Origin of the sequence: Tannockella kyphosi (assembly GCF_021054785.1) — a bacterium.
GTDB classification, from domain to species: Bacteria; Bacillota_I; Bacilli_A; order Erysipelotrichales; family Coprobacillaceae; genus Tannockella; species Tannockella kyphosi.
This window is the reverse complement of the sequence record NZ_CP088239.1, coordinates 1,169,822-1,195,475: the sequence shown is the minus strand read 5'-3', so window position 1 is coordinate 1,195,475 and position 25,654 is coordinate 1,169,822. Positions and strand designations below refer to the sequence as shown.

Here is a 25,654-nt window from a genome sequence, read left to right as displayed (position 1 = left end):
AATAAATAATTAAGGAGGAAATTATGAGAGATACTGTAACACTAAATGTCAATGGTAAAGACTATGAATTTATGATTGGCGACAAGATGGGGCAAATTCCTACCAATGAATTATTGGTAAATACAATTCGTGAACGTCTTGGATTAACAGGTACAAAATTAAGTTGCGGTGAAGGGTGCTGTGGTGCTTGTGCAGTGCTTATTGACGATAAAGCAGAAGCTTCATGTGTCACTTTAACAGTGGAATGTGAAGGGAAGAAGATCGTTACAATTGAAGGTCTTGCTGATCCAGTAACTGGGAAATTAGACCCTATTCAACAAGCTATTTTTGATTATTCTGCATTCCAATGTGGATTCTGTACACCAGGTATTGTAATTGCGGCTAGAGCTTTATTTATCCGTAATCCAAACCCTACAGAAGAAGATATTTCTGAAGCATTATCAGGAAATTTATGCAGATGTATTAGTCAATATCGTGTTTTAGAAGCAATTAGCTCAATTAATGGAAAGGAGGAATAAGTGATGGAAGAAGTAAAAGAAGAATACAGATATCTCGGTAAACCAACATATCGTAAAGATGGTAAAGGGATCGTAACTGGTAGTACAATTTATGTAGATGATTACAATGAAACATTACCTGGCTTATTATATCTTCGTGCTTTAAAATCACCACATCCTCATGCTCGTATTAAAAGCATTGATGTAGAAGCTGCTAGAGCATACCCTGGGGTACGTTGTGTATTGACATACAAAGATATTGATAAATCATGGTGTACTGGATTACCACACCAAAAATATGTCCTTGATAAGCATCTTCGTTATGTCGGTGATGCTGTTGCATTATGTGCAGCAGAAACAGTAGAAATTGCTGAAGAAGCATTAGAATTAATTAAAGTAGAATATGATGTATTACCAGCTGTTTTTGATCCTTTAGAAGCGATGAAACCAGATGCAGTACAATTATATGATGAGGATGATGATTTCACATTCCCAGGTAATAAGTTCCCACCAGGATGCTTTATTTTCGACCATGGGGGAGATCCATTTTATAAAATAGTTCGTGGAGATGTAAAAGAAGGAGAAGAAAGTAGTGAAGTAATTGTAGAGGGAGAAGTAAAATATGATAAGTTCCCAACACCATTACCAATTGAAAATCCTTCCATGACTTCTCGTTGGGAAGATGATGGTTCCTTATCTGTTTGGGCAACAAGCCAATCGCCTCATTTACTTAGAACATGTGCTTCTATGAACATGAACGGAATCTTAATTAATGCCAAAGCATTTAATGTAGGTGGAAGTTTTGGTCATAAAGTAACATTAGTAGAACAAATTTTCTTTACTGCTGCATGTTCTCGTGCATGTAACAATGCCCCAATAAAATGGGAACTTACTAAACAAGACCATTTAATCAATTATGACCAAAGACTTGGTACTATTGTAAAAGGACGTGTTGGTATTACAAAAGAAGGTATTATTAATTTAGTAGATGCAGATATCGTTATTGATACTGGTTTCCATAGTGACCTTACTCAAGGTATTGGTTCAGTAGGGTTAGGTGAAGTTCAATTAGTTATGAATAAATGTAAAAACTGGAATGTTCATTCTCACATTATTGCTACAAACAGAACTTATTCAAGTGCTGTACGTGGATTTGGTGGGCAAGAAATGAAATGTGCAATCATGCCTTTATTCCAAGATGCAATGATGGCTATTGATATGGATCCAATTGAAGGATTTATGAAAAATGTTGTAACTCCAGGAGATTTATATACTTGGAGAGATGGACATGATTATATTTGTCGTGAAGTAAATTATCCACCTGCAATTCGTAAAATTGCGGATGAATTTGGATGGGATGATTTATGGAAAGGTTGGTTAAAACCAACAAAAGTAGAAGGAAACAAAGTAACAGGTGTAGGTACTTCATTACATCTTAATGCCGATGCTGGTGAAGATAACTCAACTGCTTATGTACGTATTGACCAATTAGGTTATATCTTTGTTCATAATGGAGCTTCTGAATTTGGTCAAGGTCAAAGAAATGCGATGGCAAAAGTTGCAGCTGAAGCACTTTATTCAAGTTTTGATAAAGTAACTGTAACACCAGCAGATACAATGACGACACCAGGTGACTTCGGATTAGAAGGTGCCAGAGGTACAAAATGTACAGAATCTGCAATATGGAATGCTGCAAAAGATTGTTACAATAACATCTTAATAAATGCAAGTGAAAAGATATTCCACAACCAAGTACCACCTCAAGCATTACAATTTAGAGATGGTTTCATCACGATTAAAGGTGAAAAAATGGATCCAATCCCTATTATTGCTGCATTACCAGATGTATTCTCTACTATTACTGGATTTGGTGAATATCGTGAAGACTTCACTACACCAAACTTCTTTATTAACTTTGTAGAAGTAGAAGTAGATTTAGATACAGGATATGTAGAAGTTACTAAATGTGGTGGTGGATCAGATGTTGGACAAGTTATTGACCCAGTACAATTAAAATTACAATACCAAGGTGGTATTGGTTCAGCAGGATTAGATACTGCTTTATTTGAAGGGCATGTATTAGATCCTTATACAGGAAGAGTTCTTACTGCGAATACAATTGATTATAAAATGAGACCATTTAATCAATTCCCAGAGTTTGGACCTGAAACAATGTTAGAATCACAATTCAATGTTAGTCCAATTAAAGCATTAGGTGTAGGAGAAATCACAGGAGCAGCAGCTCCAGGAGCTGTACTAATGGCGATATCAAACGCTATCGGTGTAAAAGTGCGTGAGTATCCAGCAACACCTCAAGTTATTTTAAAAGCATTAGGAAAAATCTAGAGAGAAGGAGTCTTATATGAGAAAGTTTGAACATAAAGAAGCAAAGACATTTGAAGAAGCCTCAGAACTTATCAAAGTGTCAAAAAGTGGGACTTCCATTGCTGGAGGTACGGATCTTGTTGGCTTGATGAAATCAGCCATATTAGAAAAAACTCCTGATGTTGTAGTTGATCTTAAAACAATAGGTGCTAAAGAAACTACAGTTAATGAAGATGGTTCTATCGTACTAGGTGCAATGAATACATTGTCAGAAATATCTGATGATGAATCTGTTCCAACAGGTTTACGCAAAGCTGCTAACAGCGTTGCAACACCTATTATCCGTAATGCAGCGACTATTGGTGGTAATATTTGCCAAGATGTACGTTGTTGGTATTATCGTTATCCGCATAACCAAGGTGGCCGCCTTGATTGTGCACGTAAAGATGGGGATTTATGCTATGCAGTATTAGGAGATAATCGTTATCATAGTATTTTTGGAGGTATGAAAACAGCTCGTACAAAATGTAGTAATGAATGTCCAGCTGGAACTGATATCTCTGGATATATGGAAAAAATTAGACAAGGTGATTGGGATGGAGCTGCCAAAATAATATTACGTGCAAACCCAATGCCAATGTTAACAAGTAGAGTTTGTCCTCATACTTGTCAAACAAAATGTAATCAAAGTAACCATGGTGATTCTGTTAATATTCATGCAGTTGAACGTACATTAGGTGATTATATCTTGAAAAATAAATCAACTTATTTCCCTGCACCAAGTAGTGAATCAGGAAAATCAGTTGGGATTGTAGGTAGTGGTCCAGCAGGATTAGCAGCCGCATTCTATTTAAGAAAAATGGGACATGCAGTAACAATTTTTGAAAAAATGCCAGAAGCTGGTGGGGTATTAATGTACGGTATACCAGAATATCGTTTACCAAAAGCATTAATGCGTGAATATAATAGTGCTATTGAAGGTATGGGAGTTGTATTTAAATTTAATACAACAGTAGGAGAAGATATTTCTTTTGAAGAAGTAGAAGAAACTTTTGATACAGTGTTCATCGATACAGGAGCATGGAAACAACCTATTTTAGGAATTGATGGTGAAAATTTAACTCAATTTGGTTTAAATTTCTTAGTTGAAGTAAAACAATGGATGACAAGTAAAATTGACGAAGAAGTATTAGTATGTGGTGGTGGGAATGTTGCGATGGACGTAGCATTAACAGCAAAACGTTTGGGAGCTAAGAAAGTTACTTTAGTTTGTCTAGAACAAAGAGAACAAATGCCAGCATCAAAAGAAGAAGTAGATCGTGCATTAGAAGAAGGTGTTATTATCTTAAATGGACTTGGATTAAACAAAGTTCGTTATGAAGGTGATAAAGTATTAGGATTAGAAACTAAAAAATGTCTTCATGTATTTGATGAAAAAGGACGTTTTAGTCCTGTATATGATGAAGCAGATGTTTCATTTATTGAAACACCAAGTATTATCCTAGCAACAGGTCAAAGAGTTGATTTGGATTTCTTAGGAGATCATTTTAAAGATGAAATTCAATCAGTAAGAGGATTAATTGAAGTTGGAGAACATAATGATACACGTCATGCTGGTGTTTATGCTGGTGGTGATGTTGCAACAGGACCTTCTTTAGCTATTCAAGCAGTTCGTGCTGGAGGAAATGCAGCTAGAAATATGACAAAATACATGGGTATGCCAATGGTTTTAGAAATTGAAAAAGAAGCTTTCTTAACATTTGATCCTGAAGGAGTAAAATTAGTAAAAGCATCTCAATTAGTGGATACACCAGTAGAAAAACGTTGTTTAGATGTAGAAGATTCTAGTTCATTAACAGAAATGGAAGCAGCAGTAGAAGCAAGCCGTTGTATGAACTGTGGATGTTATTCTTCGAACGCTTCTGATATGGCCAATATGTTATTAGCTTTAGATGTAACTGTAGAAACAACAGTACGTACATTATCTGGAGTAGAATTCTTTAGCGATAAATTACGTCCAGAATATAAACTTGAAAGAGGAGAATTAGTAAAAGCAATTCATATTCCTTCAAGAGATGGATGGAAGAGTGATTATGCTAAATTCCGTTTACGTAAAGCAATTGACTTTGCATTAGTAGCAGTTGCTAGTGATATTAAAGTTGTAGATGGAACTATTGAAGATATTCGTTTGGTATTTGGTGGAGTTGCACCAGTTCCATTCCGTGCAAGTGCAGTAGAAGAAGTATTAAAAGGACAAGTTCCAAGCAAAGAATTAGCGTTAAAAGCTAGTGAAGTGGCAGTGGAAAATGTCATGGTAATGAGAGATAATGGTTATAAAGTAGAATCCTTACGTACAATGGTAAGAGATTTTGTGGAAACACTTATCTAAAGAATAAAAAATAATAGCATCATAATAGAAATATTATGATGCTATGCTTTGATAAGCGAATTGTAAAAAAATATAATTCGAAAAAAAGATTAGGAGGGGTCTAAATGCAAAGAACAGGAGCTGTGATTGTAGCAGCTGGGATGTCTAGTAGAATGGGTGAATTTAAACCAATGATGAAAATGGGTTCTATTACGATTGTAAAAAGAATTATTGCAAACTTTCAACAAGCGGGAGTATCACCAATTGTGGTAGTAACAGGATATCGGGCAGCAGAATTAGAAAAACATATTGCAAAACAAGGTGTTATTTATATTCGTAATGATTCCTATGAAACAACACAAATGTCTGATTCAGCAAAAATGGGATTTTCATTTCTATTAGATAAATGTGATCGAGTTTTCTTTACACCAGTAGATGTTCCTTTGTTTACGGTAGGTACAGTACGTAGATTGATGCAAACGAATGTCGATTTTATTAAACCTGTTTGTGATAATGAAGATGGTCATCCAATCCTATTTTCTAATAAAATATTACCAAAAATAATCGCTTGTAAAAGAAATGATGGTTTAAAAGCAATGATTTATGAATGTTGTCCTAAAATTGATATTTTACAAGTAGATGATGAAGGTGTTTTAAGAGATGCTGATACGATGGGTGATTATGAACGTTTAGTAAAAATGCATAGTGAACAGTTATTAAGACCAATTATTGATATTTCTATTATTAGAGAAAAAAAGATATTAGATAAAACCTCTACTGTTTTATTACAAGCTATTGAATATACAGGAACAGTAAAAGATGCATGTGATAAAATTGGTATTTCTTATAGTAAAGCTTGGATAATGATTAAAGAAATGGAACAGGCTTTTGGTTTTTCTTTGTTGGAAAGAAGGCAAGGAGGAGAATATGGAGGTACAAGTAGTCTTACTAAAGAAGGAAAAGAATTATTAAATAAATATGAAATGTATATAGAAGAAGTTACTGCTTTTAGTGAACAATCATTCACAAAGCATTTTGGTAAGGGGGAATAAAATGAAAAATTTATTAATTTTTGGAGCAGGACAGATGGGTCAAGCAGTATTACCTCTCATCAATCAAAAACATTATCATTTAATAGGTTTTGGTGATAATGCAAAGAAAGAACAAACAATGATTAAAAATATTCCTCTTTATACAATGGAAGAAGCATTATTATTGCCTATTGATGTTATTTTAGTGGCTGTTACAGGAATAGAACGTCAAACTGAAATAATCAAACAATTACATCATAATGGTTATAATAAAGAAATTATTGAAATAACCAAATTAATAGAAGCAATTGATATTCGTAGTGCTTTTACTATCAAATTAAAAGATAGATTAAAAGATATCGAAGGAGCAGTAGCGGAATTAGGAGTTTTTCAAGGAGAATTCTCTAAAGTATTAAATGCAGTTTTTCCTAGAAGAAAATTATATTTATTTGATACATTTAATGGTTTTGATGAACGAGATATTCAAATGGAAAATGAAACAGGATTATCAAAAGCATATAAAGAAGAATTTCAAAATACTAGTATTCAAATGGTTTTAGAAAAATTATCGAATCCTAGTCAGGTAATTATAAAAGAAGGTTATTTTCCAGATACAACAATCGGGATAGAAGAAACCTTTGCTTTAGTTAGTATTGATGTAGATCTTTATACACCTACTTATGAAGGATTAAAGTGGTTTATTAAAAGAATGAATAAAGGAGCTATTATTTTATTACATGATTATGGGAATCAAAGATTTCAAGGAGTTAAAAAAGCAGTTGAGGATTATGAAAAAGAATATGGATCATTGGTATTAGTAGAACTTTGTGATTTGCATGGAACTGCAATTATTATAAAGCAGTAGTGAGGGATGAAAAATGAAAAGATATGTTTATTTAATTCGTCATGGAAAACCACTATTTAAAGAGGGAAAGAAAATCTGTATAGGTAGTCAAACAGACTTGTTTTTATCAAAAGAAGGGAAAGAACAAGTAAGAGTATGGAAAGATTGTTTTTCAAACATCGACACTATTTATTGTAGTAATCTAGCAAGGAGTTATCAAAGTGCTTTAGAAATGGTTTCTGTTCAACAAAAATATCAACCAATTGTTTCTTTGCAAGAATTAGATATGGGAGATTTTGAAGGAAAGACATTCCAACAAATTCAAGAACTATATCCAACTCTTTATCAACAAAGAGGAAAAGATTGGTCGATAGTCCCTAGTAATGGGGAGACATTAGAAGATGGTGTAAACCGCCTTATCAAAACAATACAGTTCTTACTTTTAAATAAATCTAGTGACTTAGTGCTTGTTATTCATGATGGATTAATACGAGCGTTAGTACATAAATTAGAAAATTTAGATCCTTGTAAAGATGGAATGCCACGTGTTGATTATGGAACTCTTAGTGTAGTGGAAATAGAGGAAAAGAAGTGGAACTTTGTTGCAATAAATAAAAAAAGGGATTCAATCCCTAGTCATCAAGAAATAGAACAAATATTCTTTCAATGTAAAACACCACAAGTAGTCATAGAACATAGCTATGAGGTACAACGTGTTTGCCTTGAATTATATGAATTATTAAAAGATCAATGTTCATTGGATAAAGAATTGCTTCTAACTAGTGCTTTGTTACATGATATGATGCGTCATCATGGCAAAGATCATCCATTACTAGCAAAGGAACAATTATATCATTTAGGATATATTCAATTAGGGTCTATTATCCAACTTCATCATGATATCAAAGGTGATGCATTATTAGATGAGGCAATGATTTTGTATTATGCAGATAAATTAGTACAAGGAACATTAAGGGTATCCTTACAACAAAGATTTGAAGCAAGTCTTCGTAAATGTTGCACGCAAGAAGCAATTGAAAAACATCAAGAACGATATTTACAAGCATTAAAGGTAGAAGAAAAAATAAGGAATGCTTTTATTAGGGAGGAATGAAAATGAAAAGTATCAAAACGGTGGATGCAGTAGGACAAGTGTTATATCACGATATTACTCAAATTATAAGAGGGGTTACAAAAGATGTTGTTTTTTCAAAAGGGCATCTAATAAAAGAAGAGGATATTCCTGTTTTATTGTCTGTTGGAAAAGATCATATTTATATTTGTGAAAATGATGAAACGATGTTACATGAAAATGATGCAGCAGAGATTCTTAAGGAACTAGCAATGGGTAGTAATATTGTTGCTGGAAAAGTAAAAGAAGGAAAAATAGAATTGATTGCAAATTGTGATGGTTTGTTATGTGTTCATAAAGAAGGGATAAACGCTATTAATTCTTTTGGACAAATGATGATTGCATCTAGACATGGTGGTTTTGCTGTTAAAAAGGGAGACAAACTTGCAGGAACTCGTATTATTCCTTTGGTAATAGAAAAAGAAAAGATGGAAAAGGCAAAAGAAACAGTAGTAAAGGTTTCTAATGGAGAACCATTACTAAATGTGATTCCTTTTCAAACGAAGAAATATGGTGTTATCACAACAGGTAATGAAATTTATCATAAACGTATTCAAGATACCTTTACTCCAGTTATTCAAGATAAACTAGCAGAGTTTGGTGGAGAAATGGTACTTCATGAAATAGTAGATGATGATTTTGAAAAAATAACCCTTATTATTCAAGATATGTTAGATAAAGGTGTTGATATGATTATTTGTACTGGTGGGATGAGTGTGGATCCAGATGATAAAACACCATTATCTATTAAAAATAGTGGAGCTACTATTATTACTTATGGGGCACCAGTATTACCAGGAGCAATGTTCTTGATGGCATATTCAAAAGATAATAAACCAATAATGGGGTTACCTGGATGTGTAATGTATGCAAAACGAACTATTTTTGATCTTGTTTTACCAAAAGTAATGGCAGATGTGCCAATAAATAGAGAAATGATAGATAGACTAGGTGAAGGTGGACTTTGTTTAGGTTGTGATATTTGTACTTTCCCGAATTGTGGATTCGGGAAATAGGGGAAAAAGTATGAAAGAAATAATAAGATCGTTAACTAAAAAATTAGATGTTAGTGAAGATTGTATGTTAGTAACAATTGTTGATAATGTTGGTAGTGCACCTAGAACTACGGGAGCATTTATGGTAGTGGATAAAGATGGGTTAATGAGTGGTACTATTGGTGGTGGGATGTTGGAATTTCAATCAATTGAATTAGCCAAAATACATTTACAAAACAAAACAGGGGAGTTAAAACAGTATCGTTTACGAATTGAGGAATCAGCAAATTTAGGTATGGTATGTGGAGGAGATGTAGATGTATTATTCAGTTACATTTCTTATCAAAAAGATGCTTCTTTGATTGAAACATTAACAAATCATATGGTCTCTAATCAATTAGGTTGGCTTGTTTTATCGATGGATGGTATGCAAGTGGGATACTGCTATGAAGATGAAATAATAGGGATAACAGGAATTGATTGTAATAACTTACAAGCAGGTCTAATGAAAGTAGGACAAGATTGCTATTATGTCCACAAGATTGAAAACAAAAGTCGTGTCTTTATTTTTGGTGGAGGACATTTAGCTCAAGAGTTAGTACCAGTTTTATCACATTTAGGATTTCGTTGTATTGTTAGTGATGATCGCGAAGACTTTAGTAAAAAAGAGTTGTTTCCAGATGCAATTGATACGAATGTTTGTCATTATGAACAATTGATGGAATATCAAGCATATTATCAAGTCACTAACCATGATTATATTATCGCTGTAACTAGAGGTCACTTAGGAGATCAATACGTCCAAGAGTTTGCTTTAAAAACACCTGCTTGTTATATCGGAGTGGTTGGAAGTCGTAGTAAAATTAAAACAGTACAAGCAAAGTTAATGGAAAAAGGATTTAATGAAGAAGATATAAGTCGTATTACAACACCAATAGGTATTTCTATTAAAAGTGAAACACCAGCTGAAATAGCAATTAGTATTGCAGCTCAATTAATTCTAGTAAGAGCAAACTTAAAATAAGAGAAGGGAAGAAAGATTATGGGAATGGTAAAAGCAGTATGTATTAGTGAAAAAAAAGGAGTTCAAAAACAAAATATTCATCAAGCAAATTTTATTGTTAATTTTGGTATTGAAAATGATGCTCATGCTGGTAATTGGCATCGTCAAGTAAGTTTATTAAGTTTTGATAAAGTAGAGGAGTTTCGTAATTTAGGAGCACCTATTGTAGATGGTTCTTTTGGAGAAAATCTTTTAGTAGAAGGAATTGATTTTAAAACATTACCAATAGGTACAAAATTTGCTTGCAATGATGTATTATTAGAATTAACACAAATAGGAAAACAATGTCATCATGGATGTGAAATCTTTAAAAAAATGGGTGATTGCATTATGCCTAGAGAAGGTGTCTTTGCGATTGTATTAGAAGGTGGTTCTATTAAAGAAGGGGATATTTTAAAAATTCTTGAATAGTAAATGAAGAAATAGAGGGAGAGAAGAATGATAGATAATTATGGAAGAAATATTGATTATGTTCGTATTTCTGTGACGGAACGATGTAATTTAAGATGTGTCTATTGTATGCCGGAAAAAGGAATAGAACAAATATCACATGATGAAATTATTCGTTATGATGAAATAATCAAACTATGTTCTATTTTTGCAAAGCTTGGCGTAAAAAAAATCAAACTCACAGGTGGAGAACCTTTGGTTCGTAAAGGAATTGATCAATTAATTAAAGAGATAAAAGGAATAGAAGGTATTGAATCTGTTTCAATTACTACTAATGGAATATTATTAGAAGATAATATTGATAAGTTAAGTAAAGCTGGCTTAGATGCTATTAATGTTAGTTTGGATACATTAGATGCTACTCATTTTTCATTACTTACTAGAGGTGGTAAAATAGAAGATGTGTTATCATCCATGGATAAAGTATTAGCGTATCCAAATATTAATTTAAAGACAAATTGTGTTTCTAATAATATTAGTGATCAAGAAATTATGGACATTGTATTGCTTGCAAAAAATAAAAATATACATGTTCGTTTTATTGAATTAATGCCAATTGGTATGGGAAAAGAAATGATCGATGATGATAAACAATATATTGATCAAGAACAAAGAATTAAAGATTTATTAACTGCTAACTTTGGTAAAATAAAGGAATACGAAGGAAAATTAGGTCATGGTCCTAGTCGTTATTTTGAAGTAGAAGGGTTTATGGGTAAAGTTGGTTTTATTAGTGCTATTAGCCATAAGTTCTGTGATTCTTGTAATCGTGTTAGACTAAGTTCAAAAGGATACTTAAAAACATGTTTACAATATGATATTGGAAGTGATTTATTATCTTTATTAAGAAATGGTTCTTCTAATCAAGAAATCGAAGATGCTATTATAAAAACGATTCAAAGAAAACCCAAAGCACATGGTTTTTTAGAAAAAGGTATTGAAAGTAGTGAACAAAAATCAATGTCACAAATAGGTGGTTAGAAAGATAATTGAATGAGGAGGGGAAGATAATGAAAGTAAACATAAAAAATATAACAGTAACTTTCTTAATAGCTACAATGATACTACTGAATGGATGTAGTGCAAATACAAGTAATCAAGAAACTACTCTTACATCTCTTTTAGATTTAACAACAGATAGTGTATCCCTTATCGCTCTTGGTAATGATGATGTACCAGTTGGCCGTTATGCCAAAGAAGCTTTAGTAAATTATGGTATATGGGATGAAATTGAAAGTAAAATTTCTTATGCCAGTAGTGTAAAAGAAGTGCTATCTCAAGTAGAACTAGGGTCTGTTAGTTGTGGTATTGTATATGCAACGGATGCTATTACAAGTGATGGTGTTTATGTAGTTGAAACAATCGATAGTTCTTTATTAGAGAGTCCTGTTATTTATCCAGCTGCTATTATGAATGATTCAATGAATCAAGAAGCAGTTCAATGTTTTATGGACTATTTAACAACAGCAACTGCAATAGCTATTTTTGAAGAAAATGGATTTACCTATTTGCCAGAAGAATCAATAGAACAAGAAGTAGAGTTAGAAGCTTGTACTATTACTATTTTTGCTGCTGCTAGTTTAATGGAGTCGATTAGTGAGATTTCGAACATGTTTATGGAAGAACATGAAGGAGTAGAGATTATAGCAAGTTTTGATTCAAGTGGGACATTATCATCACAGATTCAATATGGTGCTATAACGGATATTTTTATATCAGCATCAACTAGTGAAGTAGAGACACTAGAGGAGTTAGGTTATATTGATGAGGATAATGTCTATGAATTGTTATCAAATGAATTAGTATTAATTACTGCAAAGTAACCAAATAGAAAGGGTGGTGTACATATGGATTTATTTCCTCTTTATAATTCAATAAGAATATCTCTAATATCAAGTGTTTTCACTTTGATATTAGGTGTTTTGTTTGCGTTTTATATTACTAAGTTACCAAGAGGATACAAAGGTGTTTTAGATGCACTATTAACGATTCCAATGGTACTTCCACCAACTGTAGTTGGATTTATATTACTTATGTTTATTGCTCCTAATGGTCTTTTAGGTTCGATTATTAATGAATATTTTGGTATTACATTAACAATGACTTGGTATTCGTCCATTTTTGCAGTTATTATTATCACATTTCCGATTATGTATCGGACAGCAAGAGGATCTTTTGAGCAACTGGATAAGAATCTGATCTATGCAGGAAAGACATTGGGGCTAAAGAACTCTGTTATTTTCCGTAAAATAATCCTACCAAATTGTCGGACAGGAATTGTTGCTGGTTTTGTTCTATCTTTTGCACGAGGGCTTGGTGAATATGGTGCAACATCGATGGTTTCAGGTTTTATTCAAAACAGTACCGCAACTATTTCAACAACTGTTGCTTACTATTGGCAGACTGGGCAAGACTCACAGGCAATGTTTTGGGTAATGATTAACTTAGTTATTTCATTTGCTGTTATGTTAACAGTGAATATGTTAGAAAAAGATAAGTAAAAGAATAGGGAGGAGGAGTGATTATGTCTATTTATTGTAAGATAAAAAAAGAGTTTGATAATTTTAAATTGGATATTGAATTTTTTGGTGAAAATGAGATTTTATCACTTCTAGGAGCTTCTGGTTCTGGAAAGAGCCTGATTCTACGTTGCATTGCAGGTGTTGAAAAGCCTGATTCTGGGACTATTGTGGTAGATGATTGTATATACTTTGATAGTGAGAAAAAAATCGATTTATCACCACAAGAACGTCACGTGGGTTTGTTGTTTCAAGACTATGCATTATTTCCTAATATGACGGTTCGTCAAAATATAGCAATTGCTTATCAACCAACTTGTCACAAAACACTAGACCAAGTATTAGAAGATTATCAACTTACACGCCAACAACATCAATATCCTGATCAATTGTCTGGTGGACAGAAACAACGTTGTGCACTTGCTCGTATGATTGTTACATGTCCTACTATTATCTTGTTAGATGAACCATTTTCAGCATTAGATAGTTTCTTAAAATATAAGTTAGAAAAAGAGCTATTCCAAACATTAGAAGAATATGGAAAGACTGTTCTATTTGTTTCTCATAATCGAGATGAAGTATATCGACTTAGTCATAAGGTTTCTGTTATTACAAATGGATCAAATCTTGCTATGAAAGAAAAACATGAATTGTTTTTAAATCCACAAACCTATGATAGTGCGATACTAACAGGATGTCAAAATCTATATCCTGCTAGATTAGATGGGGAATTTATCGTAATAGAACAATTAAATCTTCGATTCCATTATCCTACTTCACGATTGTTTCGTTATGTGGGGATTCGTGCAAATGACTTCTATTATATCGATGCTAGTGATATAGAAGATGATTCGATTGTTACTTTTCATTTTCATATTCAAGATGTTACGGAAAGATTGTTTAGTTACCTTTTAACGATTGTTCCTAGAGGTGGAGAATTATCTTTTGTAATGGAAGTATCAAAAGATAAATTTGCACAAATAAAAGAAAGTCAAGGCGTTATAGCGGTTGCAAAATCAAATATCATGCTTCTTAAAGATTAAATAATTGATATGTCTTTTAAATTAAGGTAGTATAAGTGGTAAATAAAACATAGTGAGGTAGAAAATGAAAAGAAATATTCCAAAAGTAATAATTAGTGATGAAGGTATTAAATGGTTAGAGAATGGACAAATGTGGATGTATCGAAATAATGCTGAATCAATGGATGATACATTAGAAAATGGGGCATTAGTAGATATTGAAACTAAACAAGGAAGTTATATGGGTACAGGATATGTTTCTTTGGATAGTCATATTACGGTACGTATCTTATCTAAAAATAAGTTGGATACTTTTGATGAAACATTCTTTAAAGAAAGAATTCAGTTTGCATATAATTTTAGAAAAACACTAGAAGGAGAAAATATTACGAATTGTCGTATTATCTTTGGTGAAGCAGATGATTTACCTGGCTTAGTAGTGGATCGATATAATAATATACTAGTAGCACAAATAAGTTCCTATGGGCTTGATATTAGAAAAGAAATGATCTATAACGCCTTACTTGAGGTTTTAAGAGAAGATGGTCAAGAAATTGATGGTATCTATGAAAGAAACGATATTAAAGTACGTGCAAAAGAAGGACTTGCTTTAGAAAAAGGTTATTGGAACAATGTAACTATGCCAACAACTACTATTATTAATGAAAATGGTATTCAATTACATGTAGATGTTGAAAATGGACAGAAAACAGGATATTTCTTAGATCAAAAAGAAAATCGTGTTTTATTACGTAAAATGTCAAAAGGGAAACGTGTATTAGATTGTTTTAGTCATACCGGTGGATTTGCATTAAATGCAGCTTATGGACAAGCTAGTTATGTTGAATCTGTAGATGTTTCACAAACTGCATTAAACCAAGGATATCAAAATGCGGTATTAAATAATTTAGAAAAGAAAATCAAATTTACAAAAGCGGATGTCTTTAAATATTTAGATGAATGTCCAGTTGGAAAATATGACATTATTGTTTTAGATCCTCCTGCTTTTACTAAATCTAGATCTACTGTTATGAATGCATATAATGGTTATAAACGTATTAATATGCAAGCAATGAAGTTGTTAGGTAGGGGTGGTTATTTAATTACGTGTAGTTGTTCTCGTTTTATGGAAACGGATAATTTTGAAAAAATGTTACGAGAAGCGGCTAAAGAATGTCAAGTTACTTTAAAACAAGTATCTGTTACACAACAAAATCACGATCATCCTATTTTATGGACAATGGAAGAAACATCTTATTTAAAGTTTTACATATTCCAAATCATATAGAGCCAAAAGGCTCTTTTTTTATCGTGGTTTATACCACGTTATATAAAAGGTTTGAAATTATGGGATAAAAATGGACAATGATATTGAAATACACCCTTTTTGTCTAAAAATACCATACTTTTTATTAAAAAGTTGTTTTTTTTTTATGAAAACGCTTGTATTTTGATGCAAAGGGTGGTATATTTTAGTCATAGGTGGTATATACCACCGGATAATCGAAACAACTAAACTGTTATAACACGATAAGGGAACAGTAAAAGTGTTGTAACTGTCTACTTTTTATTTAGCAAAGAGAATTGCGAGATAAATGAAAAGGAAAAAGCGGGAAAACAAACAGACAGTAAGTTAGTATCTTTCGATAATCTAAAAGGAGGATAACATGGAAAAATTTTCAAACTTTATGGAAGAACATTTCGTACCATTAGCTACGAAGATAAGTTCTCAAAAACATTTAGTTGCAGTTCGTGATGCATTCATCGCTATCATGCCTGTTACTATGGCAGGTGCTATTGCAACATTATTAAACGTATTTGTTAGAGATTTACCAACTACTTATATTCCTGATGCTGGTATTGCAGAGATGTTTGCATGGCTAATCGGAATTAATGGTTTAGTATGGTGGGGAACTTTAGCAGTAATCTCACTTGTATTTATCTTTGCTTTAGGATATCAAGTATCTAAAGTTTATGGTGTAAATGAATTAGCTGGTGGTTTAATTGCTACTTCAGCATTCATTACTATTACTCCTCAAGTCGTAGGTGAAACTTGGGGTGGATTAAGCTGGGCTTACTTAAATGCAAATGGTTTATTCACTGCATTAATCGTAGGTTTAGTTACTTCAATCATTTATGCAAAATTAATGATCGCAAACGTTACTATTAAAATGCCGGATTCAGTACCACCTGCAGTTTCTAACGCATTTGCTTCAATCATTCCTGGAACAATCGCTATTTATGTAGCTGGTTTAGCTGGTTACTTAGTATCTACTTTCATGGGTGGTCAAGCTATCGGTGATTTAGTTGCAACATATATTCAAACACCTTTCTTAAATCTTTCTCAAGGAATTGGTGCAGTATTAATCGTAGTAATCGCAGTACAATTATTCTGGTTCTTCGGAATTCACGGAACTAACGTATTAGGAGCATTATTAGATGGTACTTACTTATCAGCTACATTAGCAAATGAAGCAGCTGCTTCAGCTGGAGAAGTTATGCAATATGTATGGGTTCGTGGTAGTTTCGATGCTTATGTATGGATGGGTGGAGCTGGATGTACAATCGCTTTAATCATCGCAATCTTCATTTTCTCAAAACGTGCAGATTCTAGAGCAGTAGCTACTATGTCAGCACCAATGGGTGTATTCAACATCAATGAACCAGTAGTATTCGGTATGCCAATCGTGCTTAACCCAATCTACTTCATTCCTTGGATGTTAGTACCAATCGTATTAACAATCATCGCTTATGCAGCAACTGCAGCAGGATTAGTTCCTTTCGTACATGTAGTAGTACCTTGGGTTATTCCTCCAGTATTATATGCATTCTTAGCAACTGGTGGTTCATTTGCAGCAGCTTTACTTGCAGCAGTTAACTTAGTTATCGCTGTAGTAATCTGGGGAGCATTTGTATTAGTAGCTAACAAAATGGATAACGAATAGTCAAAATCGATAGATTTACTATAGAACATTAATAGGAAGAACATATGATGTTCTTCCTATTTATATTTTGAATTAAGTTAAATTATGTGGTAGCTATTAAACATAAAATAGGATAAAATAATGATATATGCAGTATAAATAGAATTAGTTTTTGTTTATACTACAGGGAAAGTGTATAGGTGATATTATGAGTCAGTGGTATTTGTTTTTAATTAGTTTTGGATGTGTATTAATTGTACTAAGTTATCAAGCAACAAGTCCTATTTTAGTTGTTATCAGTGGTTGTGTTGTAGCAGGGTTTGGAGCTTACAAATTGTGGAGAGGCAAAGGAAAATAATATGGAAATAAAACGTACTTTAGCAGTTAGCGTCAGTGAGTTTGATGATTTCATAATTGAAATGATCAAAACAGATGTTCTCAATTGTACTGAAAAAGAACCAACAACACAAGAAATAGTGAATGGTTATCAATATCGTAAATCAATACCTAATAAGATGGGGAAACCACTAGGTGTAACTACGGAGCTTTTAGAAGTTGTTTCAGGTAGTTATCGAGCTTCTTTTACAGGAGGTTCTGGGATAAACTATTTATCATATATTTATGAACAATCAGGAGAATGCCAAATTGATTTAACGTATGCAGAAGATTTTCAAACAAAATCGAAGTTTACAATGTTAAATTTTAAATTAATGTCTTTTGCTTTTTCTCGTAAGACAAAGAGAAGAATTAATCAAGTATTAATTAATATTGAAAATCATATAATTGAAAAAAGAAAAACGGAAGAAGAATAGGAGAAAACAATGGCAAGATTAGGGATTTCTATTTATCCAGAACACAGTTCATTACAAAAAGATTTAGATTATATTACACTTGCTGCAAAGTATGGTGTAAAAAGAATTTTTGGTTGTTTATTAAGTGCTGAACAATCAAAAGAAGAAATACAAGCACAATATAAACAACTAGTAGCTCATGCTCATGCTAATGGGATGGAAGTTATTTTAGATGTTGCGCCATTTGTATTTGAAAAATTAGGCATCACTTATACAAACCTTTCATTCTTTACAGAAATCGGTGTTGATGGAATTCGTTTGGATGAAGGATTTGATGGATTAAAAGAATCATTGATGAGTTGTAATAAAGAAGGATTTAAAATTGAGATTAATGCAAGTTTTGGAAATAAGTATATTGCAAATATTGTTTCTCATTATCCAAATCCAGATGCTATTATTACTTGTCATAATTTCTATCCACAAAGATATACAGGACTTAGCTTAAAACATTTTAATAAATGTAATGAAGAAATTAAAAGCTATAATTTAAAAATAGCTGCGTTTGTATCTTCTCAAGTAGAAGGTTCTTATGGTCCTTGGCCAGTGAATGAAGGATTATGTACATTAGAAGAACATCGTAATTTACCAATGGATGTACAAGTTCGTCATTTGTTTGCAACTCGTATGATTGATGATGTTATTATTGCAAATTGCTATCCTAGTGAAGAAGAGTTGAAATCTATTGCTCAAATTACACCAGGTGTTTTAACATTTGATATTGCTTATGAAAAAGAATTACAAGAATCAGAAAGAAAAATTATTTTTGAACATGCACATTATGTACGTGGTGATATGAGTGAATATATGGCAAGAAGTACATTCCCTCGTGTGACATATGCTAATGAAGATGTAAAACCTGAAAATACGAGAGAGTTAAAACGAGGAGATATTGTTATTGTAAATAATGAGTATGCTCGTTACAAAGGGGAGTTACATATCATTTTAAAAGATATGCCAAATGATGGGAAAAAGAATGTAATTGGACGAGTTCCAGAACATGAAATCATGTTATTGGATTATATTGAACCATGGCGTCCATTTGCTTTCATGAATAAACTATAGAATATAGTTTATGGATAGACCAAAATATTTACAAATTAAGCAAAGCATCCTAGAGGATATTGCTGATAAAGAGCCCAATACACCAATAGCTAGCGAAAGAGAGATTTCCTCTCTATTAGGTGCGAGCCGCATGACGGTTCGCAAGGCTATTGAAGAGTTATGTGGAGATGGGGTTTTGTATCGAGATGGTAATAAAGGTACATTTGTTGCAGATGAAAAAATGCATAAAAACACGAAACCAATCATTTTAGATGATGTTAGTGATCAGTCAACATTTAAAATATTATATTTTGATATTAAATCAGATGGGGAAGAAGATGTTTTAAAAAATCTAGAAATGACACACAGTGAATATTTCTTGCGTTTAGTAAGGTTAGTCAAAACACAAGGAAAACCTATTTGTGTAGAAGAGATATTTGTTCCTAGAAAAAATATTTCTGATGAACAACTAGGACAATTATCTAAGTTTCTTGATTTAGATCATCTTATTGCTACAGTACGTACAAAACAAATATTTGTACCAATACTAGTTCCTACTCAGTATGCAACTTTGTTAAAATTAAAAATAGGTACCCCTATTATTAGAATTGATAATTTGTTGTATGAACAAAATGGGGAACCACATATTTTTATAAAAAGTTATTATAACCCAACATTAAAGGTGATTGAAATAAGTACTTAAAAACAGTTTTAACATTAGTGAATACTAATATTGAAACTGTTTTTTATTATATGTTGATGATCAATGAATAATCTTACAAAACTATTTTATATCCGTTAAGCTTTAATAGCCCAACGCATTTTAGTAGAAGTAGCACGAGGATTTTGGAAACATTCTTCTTTAGAAGGGCGAATTACATCTCTTGTTACATCGCTATAAATACCTAGATTTTTTAATTCTTTAAAAGCTTTTTTGACCAAACGATCTTCTCCTGAATGAAATGTTAAAATAGCTACACGACCACCGCTTTTTAGGGCTTCTGGTAATTTTTCTAAGAAATCATATAAAACATCATATTCATTATTTACATCCATGCGTAATGCTTGGAAAGTTCTTTGACATGTTTTTTTAATTGTGATTTCTCTTTGTTTAAAGGGAACAGCTTTATCATTTTCAATAATTTCTTCTATAATTACTTTTAATTTAGTAGTAGTATCTATCGTATTACCTTGATTTATATTTTTCATAATTGCTTTTGCAATAGGACTAGCATAAGGCTCGTCGCTATAAGATTCTAAAATATCTCTTAATTCATTATATGTCATTTGAGTTAATCTTTCACTAGCAGGAATACCTTGATTAGGGTTTAATCTCAAATCTAACGGACTTTCTCTTTTAAAAGAAAAACCACGACTAGGGTCATCTATTTGCATGGATGATACACCTAAGTCTGCTAAAATAAAATCAAAAGGTCCATATTCTCTAGCTACATGATCTATATTTTTAAAATTAGTATGAATAGCACTAAAAATAGTTTCATCAAAACCTTTTTCTAATAATCTAGCTTTTGTTTTTTCTATTTCAATAGGATCAATATCTAATCCATAAACATGACCAGTTCCTTGTAATTGTTCTAACATTTTAGAAGTATGACCACCATAACCTAAAGTAGCATCTAATCCTATTTGACCAGGTTTTATTTCTAAAAAATCAATAATTTCTTGAACACATATTGAAATATGCATACCAGCAGGAGTATTTCCTTTTTTTATTATTTTTTCTATATCATCTTTGTATTTATCAGGGTTGTGTTCTTTATACTTTTCATGAAACTTAGTAGGGTGAGTACCTTTATAACGTACTCTTCTTTTGTGTGTTTTTTGTTCGTTATCCATATTTATCTCTTTTCTAATAATCTTTTACAATTTTATCATAAAATGAAAAACTTTGGAAACAAAAAAACCTTGAGGTTATCAAGGTTTCGTTTTTTATTTAAAAGCTTCTTCAATAGCAACTGCAACAGCAACTGTAGCACCTACCATTGGGTTATTACCCATACCGATTAATCCCATCATTTCTACGTGAGCAGGAACTGATGAAGAACCAGCGAATTGAGCATCTGAATGCATACGTCCCATAGTGTCAGTCATACCATATGAAGCAGGACCAGCAGCCATGTTGTCAGGGTGTAATGTACGTCCAGTACCACCACCTGAAGCAACTGAGAAATATTTTTTAGATTGTTCAATACATTCTTTTTTGTATGTACCAGCAACTGGATGTTGGAAACGAGTAGGGTTAGTAGAGTTACCAGTAATTGATACGTCTACACCTTCTTTGTGCATGATTGCAACACCTTCTCTTACATCATCAGCACCATAGCAGTTAACTTTTGCTCTTGGACCATCTGAATAAGCAGTAGTTGATAATACTTTTACTTCACCTGTATAATAATCAAATTGAGTTTCTACATAAGTGAATCCGTTAATTCTTGAAATAATTTTAGCTGCATCTTTTCCTAAACCATTTAAGATAACACGTAAATCAGTGTTTCTAACTTTGTTTGCTTTTTCAGCAATTTTAATTGCACCTTCAGCAGCAGCGAAAGATTCATGTCCTGCTAAGAAAGCAAAACATGCAGTTTCTTCATTTAATAACATAGAACCTAAATTACCATGTCCAATACCTACTTTACGATCATCTGCAACAGATCCTGCAATACAGAATGCTTGAAGCCCTTCACCTAAAGTTTTAGCAGCATCAACTGCTTTTACATCACCTTTTTTAATTGCAATAGCAGCACCTACAATGTAAGCCCAACATGCATTTTCAAAACAAATAGGTTGTGTTGATTTTACGATTTCGTAAACATCAATACCTTTTGCATCACAAATTTCTTTTGCTTCTTCGATTGAACCAATACCATAGCTAGCTAATACTGCGTTGATTTGGTTTATTCTTCTATCATAACTTTCAAATAATGCCATCTTCGTATCCCTCCCAATTATTCTTTTCTTGGATCGATGTATTTCACAGCTTCAGTAAATCTACCATAAGTTCCAGTAGCTTCACTCATTGCTGTAACAGCATCTTTTCCAGCTTTAACCATATCCATCATTCTACCTAAGTTAATAAACTCATATCCAATGATTTCATCATTTTTATCTAAAGCGATTCTATTAATATAACCTTCTGTTAATTCTAAATAACGAGGTCCTTTTGCTTTTGTTGAATAAGCAGTACCAGTCATACTTCTTAAACCTTTACCTAAGTCTTCTAATCCAGCCCCGATAGGTAAACCACCTTCAGAGAATGCTGATTGAGAACGACCATAAACTATTTGCAAGAACAGTTCTCTCATTGCTGTATTGATAGCGTCACATACTAAGTCAGTATTTAACCCTTCTAATATAGTTTTTCCTACTAATGCTTCTGAAGCCATAGCTGCAGAGTGAGTCATACCTGAACAACCAATTGTTTCAATCAATGCTTCTTCAACAATACCTTCTTTAACATTTAATGTTAATTTACAAGCACCTTGTTGAGGAGCACACCAACCAATACCATGTGTTAAACCAGAAATATCTTTGATTTCTTTAGAATGTACCCAATTTCCTTCTTGAGGAATTGGAGCACAACCATGTGAAGCACCAACTTTAACGCTACACATTTGTTCTACTTCGTGTGAATAAATCATGTCTTTTAAACTCCCTTCTCTTTTTCCTTAATTTAAATTTGAAGTGGCCCTAAACCACTCGAGTAAAGTATAGAATAAAGGTCGCTTAAAGTCAATGAAATATAGGTTAGTTTGTCGAAAGATGATAACGTTTTCATTGCGAAATAATATAAAATCGCTTGTACATATTATTCCTATATGATATCATGGTTTTTGTAATAAAAGATGTTAAGACTTAGTTATAGGAGGAAGAAAAATGTCACTTATTATTGATGTATTTGCAAGAGAAGTAATTGATTCAAGAGGAAATCCAACGATTGAAGTAGAAGTTACTACACAATCTGGTGCTTATGGGCGTGCGATGGTTCCTAGTGGAGCTAGTACAGGAGAAAGAGAAGCATTAGAATTAAGAGATGAAGATAACACTCGTTTTTTAGGTAAAGGTGTTTTAAAAGCCGTAGCTAACGTAAACGAAATAATTGCACCTGCTATCATCGGGTTAGATGCAACTAACCAAAATTTAATTGATAGCACAATCATTGCTTTAGATGGTACTGCTGGAAAATCAAACTTAGGAGCTAACGCTATTTTAGGTGTTTCTATGGCTGTAGCATATGCTGCTGCTGATTTCTATGGTATGCCATTATATAAATATTTTGGTGGATTTAATGGAAAAACTTTACCAGTTCCAATGATGAACGTAGTAAATGGTGGATCACATGCTGACTCTACTGTAGACTTCCAAGAATTTATGATTATGCCAGTTGGAGCTAAAGATATTAAAGAAGCATTAAGAATGGGAGCAGAAACTTTCCATGCTTTAAGAAAAGTATTAAAAGATAAAGGTTATAACACTAACGTTGGAGATGAAGGTGGTTTTGCTCCTTCATGTAAAGATGGAAATGAAGAACCTTTACAATTAATCGTTGATGCGATGACTGCTGCTGGATATGTTCCAGGTAAAGATATGATGATTGCTATGGACGTTGCTGCTAGTGAATTCCATAACCATGAAACAGGTACATATGATTTAGTAAAATCAGGTCAAGGTTCTAAAACAACAGAAGAAATGATCGATATGTATGCAGAGTGGTGTGAAAAATACCCAATCATTTCTATTGAAGATGGATTAGGTGAAAGAGACTGGGACGGATGGAAAGTATTAACGGACCGTTTAGGAGATAAAGTACAATTAGTAGGAGATGACTTATTTGTAACTAACCCTGCAATCTTAAAAGAAGGTATCGAAAAAGGTATCGCTAACTCAATCTTAATCAAAGTAAACCAAGTAGGAAGTTTAACAGAAACTTTTGATGCTATTGAAATGGCTAAAAAAGCTGGTTACACATGTGTAATCTCTCATAGATCTGGAGAAACTGAAGATGCTACAATCGCTGATATCGCTGTAGGATTAAACGCTGGTCAAATCAAAACTGGTTCTATGTCAAGAACTGATCGTATTGCAAAATACAACAGATTACTTAGAATCCATGATGATTTAAATGGTCGTGGAACTTCTGATATTGCTGAATATCAAGGATTAGAAGCATTTTATAACATTAATAAATAATTTTTAAAAAGGATAGCTTGCTATCTTTTTTTTATTTATTTTCATCATATTCATGGAAAAAAATAAAAAAATAAGTTATTATATAAGAAGTGGAGGTGGCTTATGTACGAATCAGGGGAAATGTATTTAGAAACAATATTATTATTGCAAAAAAAGAACGAATATGTTCGCTCTATTGATATAGCACGTCATTTAGAATTCAGTAAACCAAGTGTAAGTCGTGGAGTAGGTATTTTAAAAAAAGAAGGATATATTTTAATAGATGAAAGTGGTCATATTTCACTAAGTGAAAAAGGTTATAATAAGGCTAATAATATTTTGGAAAAGCATTATATATTAACTCAGTTCTTGATTGCTACAGCGAAAGTAACAGCTGAGATTGCTGAAGAAGATGCTTGTAAGATGGAACATATTGTTAGTGATGAAACATTAATGGGTATTAAAGAGTTTTTAAAAGCAATGCAAAAGGACGTTTAAACGTCCTTTTTTATATACTCTACAATTGGATATAATGCTTCTTTGGATGTAAAATCAACTATTTTACCATAAGCGTTCATAATTTCTTTTTCACCAATATCTAAAGATGAAATATCATCTTTAATGTGTAAATGATGAATTAATAATAATACGAGACGATGTGCTAATGGTAATTTTTTGTGGTTAATACCGCCATGAAGATGAAATATTTTAATAGCTTGATAAGATTCTTTAGTTAACTGTTGTTTCATGTGATCGTTGCGATGGGCAACTGTTTCGGGTAAGCTAGGGTCTGTAAGTCCACAAGTAAAAACAATGGTTTGTTTCTTTTTGAAAATATCAGGGTATCGATCAATGACATCAATTCCACTAACACCACCTACATAAATAGGACCACCATAAATGATACAATCATATTCTAATAATTCATCACTTTGAATTCTTTTTCGGTTATATACAGGACAGTCTAGTAGTTCGCCTAACATATAAGCATATTTTTTTGTATAACCATATTTTGATTGATAAATAACGATTGTTTTTTTCATAGTTATTCCTCCGTTTTTAAATAATAACATAGCTAATTAGGAAAGGCTAATCTTTTCTTTTTGAATGTTGAAAAATTGATTTGTTTTAAAATATGTTCTTTTTATGCTATTGAATTGGGTATCCGCTTTCATCTAAAAAACAGACAGTACTTGATGAAAAAAGGTTGTCAAAATATAGGGGAAATGGTATTATCTTTGTAGTTATACAACTGACGGAAGTGGAATTGACCACAGGGAGTATAATCATAGTGAGCCGACCGTCTGGGCAAGAGTCCGGATGATCAGGCTCTTTTTTGTTTTTTTGATAAGATTACTTTTTAATCTAATGAAAATATCGATTATATATGGTATAAATATAGTGT

The 25,654-nt window shown here is 32.5% G+C and carries 25 protein-coding genes and 1 riboswitch; of the genes, 21 read left to right on the top strand and 4 right to left on the bottom strand.

The features are described 5' to 3' along the window. Positions 1-23 precede the first annotated feature (23 nt). The 19 genes from LRR82_RS05990 to LRR82_RS05900 all read left to right on the top strand — a co-directional run bounded on the left by LRR82_RS05990 (position 24) and on the right by LRR82_RS05900 (position 19,765). Positions 24-518, top strand: a complete 495-nt coding sequence (locus tag LRR82_RS05990; RefSeq protein WP_249028528.1) for a (2Fe-2S)-binding protein — start codon at positions 24-26, stop codon at positions 516-518. A gap of 3 nt (positions 519-521) precedes the next feature. Next, entirely contained in the window at positions 522-2,843 is a 2,322-nt protein-coding gene (locus LRR82_RS05985) for a xanthine dehydrogenase family protein molybdopterin-binding subunit (protein ID WP_249028527.1), read from the top strand. Positions 2,844-2,859: 16 nt separating this feature from the next. After that, complete coding sequence (locus LRR82_RS05980; RefSeq protein ID WP_249028526.1) at positions 2,860-5,211, top strand: FAD-dependent oxidoreductase; 2,352 nt, start codon at positions 2,860-2,862, stop codon at positions 5,209-5,211. Between the two features lie 104 nt (positions 5,212-5,315). After that, positions 5,316-6,242, top strand: coding sequence for an NTP transferase domain-containing protein (locus LRR82_RS05975; protein ID WP_249028525.1), 927 nt, complete (start codon positions 5,316-5,318; stop codon positions 6,240-6,242). Between the two features lies 1 nt (position 6,243). Further along, the gene (locus LRR82_RS05970; protein ID WP_249028524.1) at positions 6,244-7,086 is read left to right on the top strand and encodes a TylF/MycF/NovP-related O-methyltransferase; all 843 of its coding nucleotides are present in this window, start codon (positions 6,244-6,246) and stop codon (positions 7,084-7,086) included. A 13-nt stretch (positions 7,087-7,099) separates the two neighbouring features. Beyond that, the gene (locus tag LRR82_RS05965) at positions 7,100-8,179 is read left to right on the top strand and encodes a histidine phosphatase family protein (protein WP_249028523.1); all 1,080 of its coding nucleotides are present in this window, start codon (positions 7,100-7,102) and stop codon (positions 8,177-8,179) included. Between the two features lie 2 nt (positions 8,180-8,181). Continuing rightward, complete coding sequence (locus tag LRR82_RS05960) at positions 8,182-9,213, top strand: molybdopterin-binding protein (protein ID WP_249028522.1); 1,032 nt, start codon at positions 8,182-8,184, stop codon at positions 9,211-9,213. A 10-nt stretch (positions 9,214-9,223) separates the two neighbouring features. Beyond that, complete coding sequence (locus tag LRR82_RS05955) at positions 9,224-10,216, top strand: XdhC family protein (RefSeq protein WP_249028521.1); 993 nt, start codon at positions 9,224-9,226, stop codon at positions 10,214-10,216. An 18-nt stretch (positions 10,217-10,234) separates the two neighbouring features. Then, a complete protein-coding gene (locus tag LRR82_RS05950; protein WP_249028520.1) occupies positions 10,235-10,666 on the top strand; it encodes an MOSC domain-containing protein in 432 nt (143 codons plus the stop codon). Between the two features lie 27 nt (positions 10,667-10,693). After that, positions 10,694-11,686 carry a GTP 3',8-cyclase MoaA gene (gene moaA / locus LRR82_RS05945; protein ID WP_249028519.1) on the top strand — a complete coding sequence of 331 codons (993 nt, stop codon included), beginning with the start codon at positions 10,694-10,696 and terminating at the stop codon, positions 11,684-11,686. A 29-nt stretch (positions 11,687-11,715) separates the two neighbouring features. Next, positions 11,716-12,528: a molybdate ABC transporter substrate-binding protein gene (gene modA / locus LRR82_RS05940; protein WP_249028518.1), complete on the top strand. Its 813-nt coding sequence runs from the start codon at positions 11,716-11,718 to the stop codon at positions 12,526-12,528. A 24-nt stretch (positions 12,529-12,552) separates the two neighbouring features. Then, complete coding sequence (locus LRR82_RS05935) at positions 12,553-13,206, top strand: molybdate ABC transporter permease subunit (RefSeq protein ID WP_249028517.1); 654 nt, start codon at positions 12,553-12,555, stop codon at positions 13,204-13,206. Between the two features lie 23 nt (positions 13,207-13,229). Continuing rightward, positions 13,230-14,267, top strand: coding sequence for a sulfate/molybdate ABC transporter ATP-binding protein (locus LRR82_RS05930; RefSeq protein ID WP_249028516.1), 1,038 nt, complete (start codon positions 13,230-13,232; stop codon positions 14,265-14,267). 64 nt (positions 14,268-14,331) lie between these two features. Next, positions 14,332-15,534: a class I SAM-dependent rRNA methyltransferase gene (locus LRR82_RS05925; RefSeq protein ID WP_249028515.1), complete on the top strand. Its 1,203-nt coding sequence runs from the start codon at positions 14,332-14,334 to the stop codon at positions 15,532-15,534. 379 nt (positions 15,535-15,913) lie between these two features. Next, complete coding sequence (locus tag LRR82_RS05920) at positions 15,914-17,191, top strand: PTS sugar transporter subunit IIC (RefSeq protein ID WP_249028514.1); 1,278 nt, start codon at positions 15,914-15,916, stop codon at positions 17,189-17,191. A 187-nt stretch (positions 17,192-17,378) separates the two neighbouring features. Beyond that, positions 17,379-17,528 carry a hypothetical protein gene (locus LRR82_RS05915; protein WP_249028513.1) on the top strand — a complete coding sequence of 50 codons (150 nt, stop codon included), beginning with the start codon at positions 17,379-17,381 and terminating at the stop codon, positions 17,526-17,528. 1 nt (position 17,529) lies between these two features. Next, a complete protein-coding gene (locus tag LRR82_RS05910; RefSeq protein WP_249028512.1) occupies positions 17,530-17,982 on the top strand; it encodes a DUF3284 domain-containing protein in 453 nt (150 codons plus the stop codon). A 9-nt stretch (positions 17,983-17,991) separates the two neighbouring features. Next, on the top strand, positions 17,992-19,083 hold the full coding sequence (locus tag LRR82_RS05905) for a DUF871 domain-containing protein (protein ID WP_249028511.1): 1,092 nt from the start codon (positions 17,992-17,994) through the stop codon (positions 19,081-19,083). Between the two features lie 10 nt (positions 19,084-19,093). Beyond that, on the top strand, positions 19,094-19,765 hold the full coding sequence (locus LRR82_RS05900) for a GntR family transcriptional regulator (protein ID WP_249028510.1): 672 nt from the start codon (positions 19,094-19,096) through the stop codon (positions 19,763-19,765). Positions 19,766-19,860: 95 nt separating this feature from the next. Here the strand turns inward: LRR82_RS05900 and rsmH are convergent, their stop codons facing one another. The 3 genes from rsmH to LRR82_RS05885 all read right to left on the bottom strand — a co-directional run bounded on the left by rsmH (position 19,861) and on the right by LRR82_RS05885 (position 22,721). Continuing rightward, a complete protein-coding gene (rsmH, locus tag LRR82_RS05895) occupies positions 19,861-20,919 on the bottom strand; it encodes a 16S rRNA (cytosine(1402)-N(4))-methyltransferase RsmH (RefSeq protein WP_249028509.1) in 1,059 nt (352 codons plus the stop codon). 93 nt (positions 20,920-21,012) lie between these two features. Further along, the gene (locus tag LRR82_RS05890; protein WP_249028508.1) at positions 21,013-22,011 is read right to left on the bottom strand and encodes a GGGtGRT protein; all 999 of its coding nucleotides are present in this window, start codon (positions 22,009-22,011) and stop codon (positions 21,013-21,015) included. A gap of 17 nt (positions 22,012-22,028) precedes the next feature. Further along, the gene (locus LRR82_RS05885) at positions 22,029-22,721 is read right to left on the bottom strand and encodes an iron-sulfur cluster assembly scaffold protein (RefSeq protein ID WP_249028507.1); all 693 of its coding nucleotides are present in this window, start codon (positions 22,719-22,721) and stop codon (positions 22,029-22,031) included. Between the two features lie 235 nt (positions 22,722-22,956). Here LRR82_RS05885 and eno point away from each other — a divergent pair, with 235 nt between their 5' ends. Both eno and LRR82_RS05875 read left to right on the top strand, forming a co-directional pair. Beyond that, positions 22,957-24,270 (top strand): phosphopyruvate hydratase, encoded by a 1,314-nt coding sequence (eno, locus tag LRR82_RS05880; protein ID WP_249028506.1) that lies wholly within the window; start codon positions 22,957-22,959, stop codon positions 24,268-24,270. Between the two features lie 102 nt (positions 24,271-24,372). Beyond that, positions 24,373-24,747, top strand: a complete 375-nt coding sequence (locus tag LRR82_RS05875; protein WP_249028505.1) for a metal-dependent transcriptional regulator — start codon at positions 24,373-24,375, stop codon at positions 24,745-24,747. Here the strand turns inward: LRR82_RS05875 and LRR82_RS05870 are convergent. After that, on the bottom strand, positions 24,744-25,292 hold the full coding sequence (locus tag LRR82_RS05870; protein ID WP_249028504.1) for a flavodoxin domain-containing protein: 549 nt from the start codon (positions 25,290-25,292) through the stop codon (positions 24,744-24,746). The two genes, LRR82_RS05875 and LRR82_RS05870, sit on opposite strands and share 4 nt — an antisense overlap. Before the next feature lie 195 nt (positions 25,293-25,487). Continuing rightward, a riboswitch (ZMP/ZTP riboswitch) is annotated at positions 25,488-25,566 on the top strand. Positions 25,567-25,654: the final 88 nt, after the last annotated feature.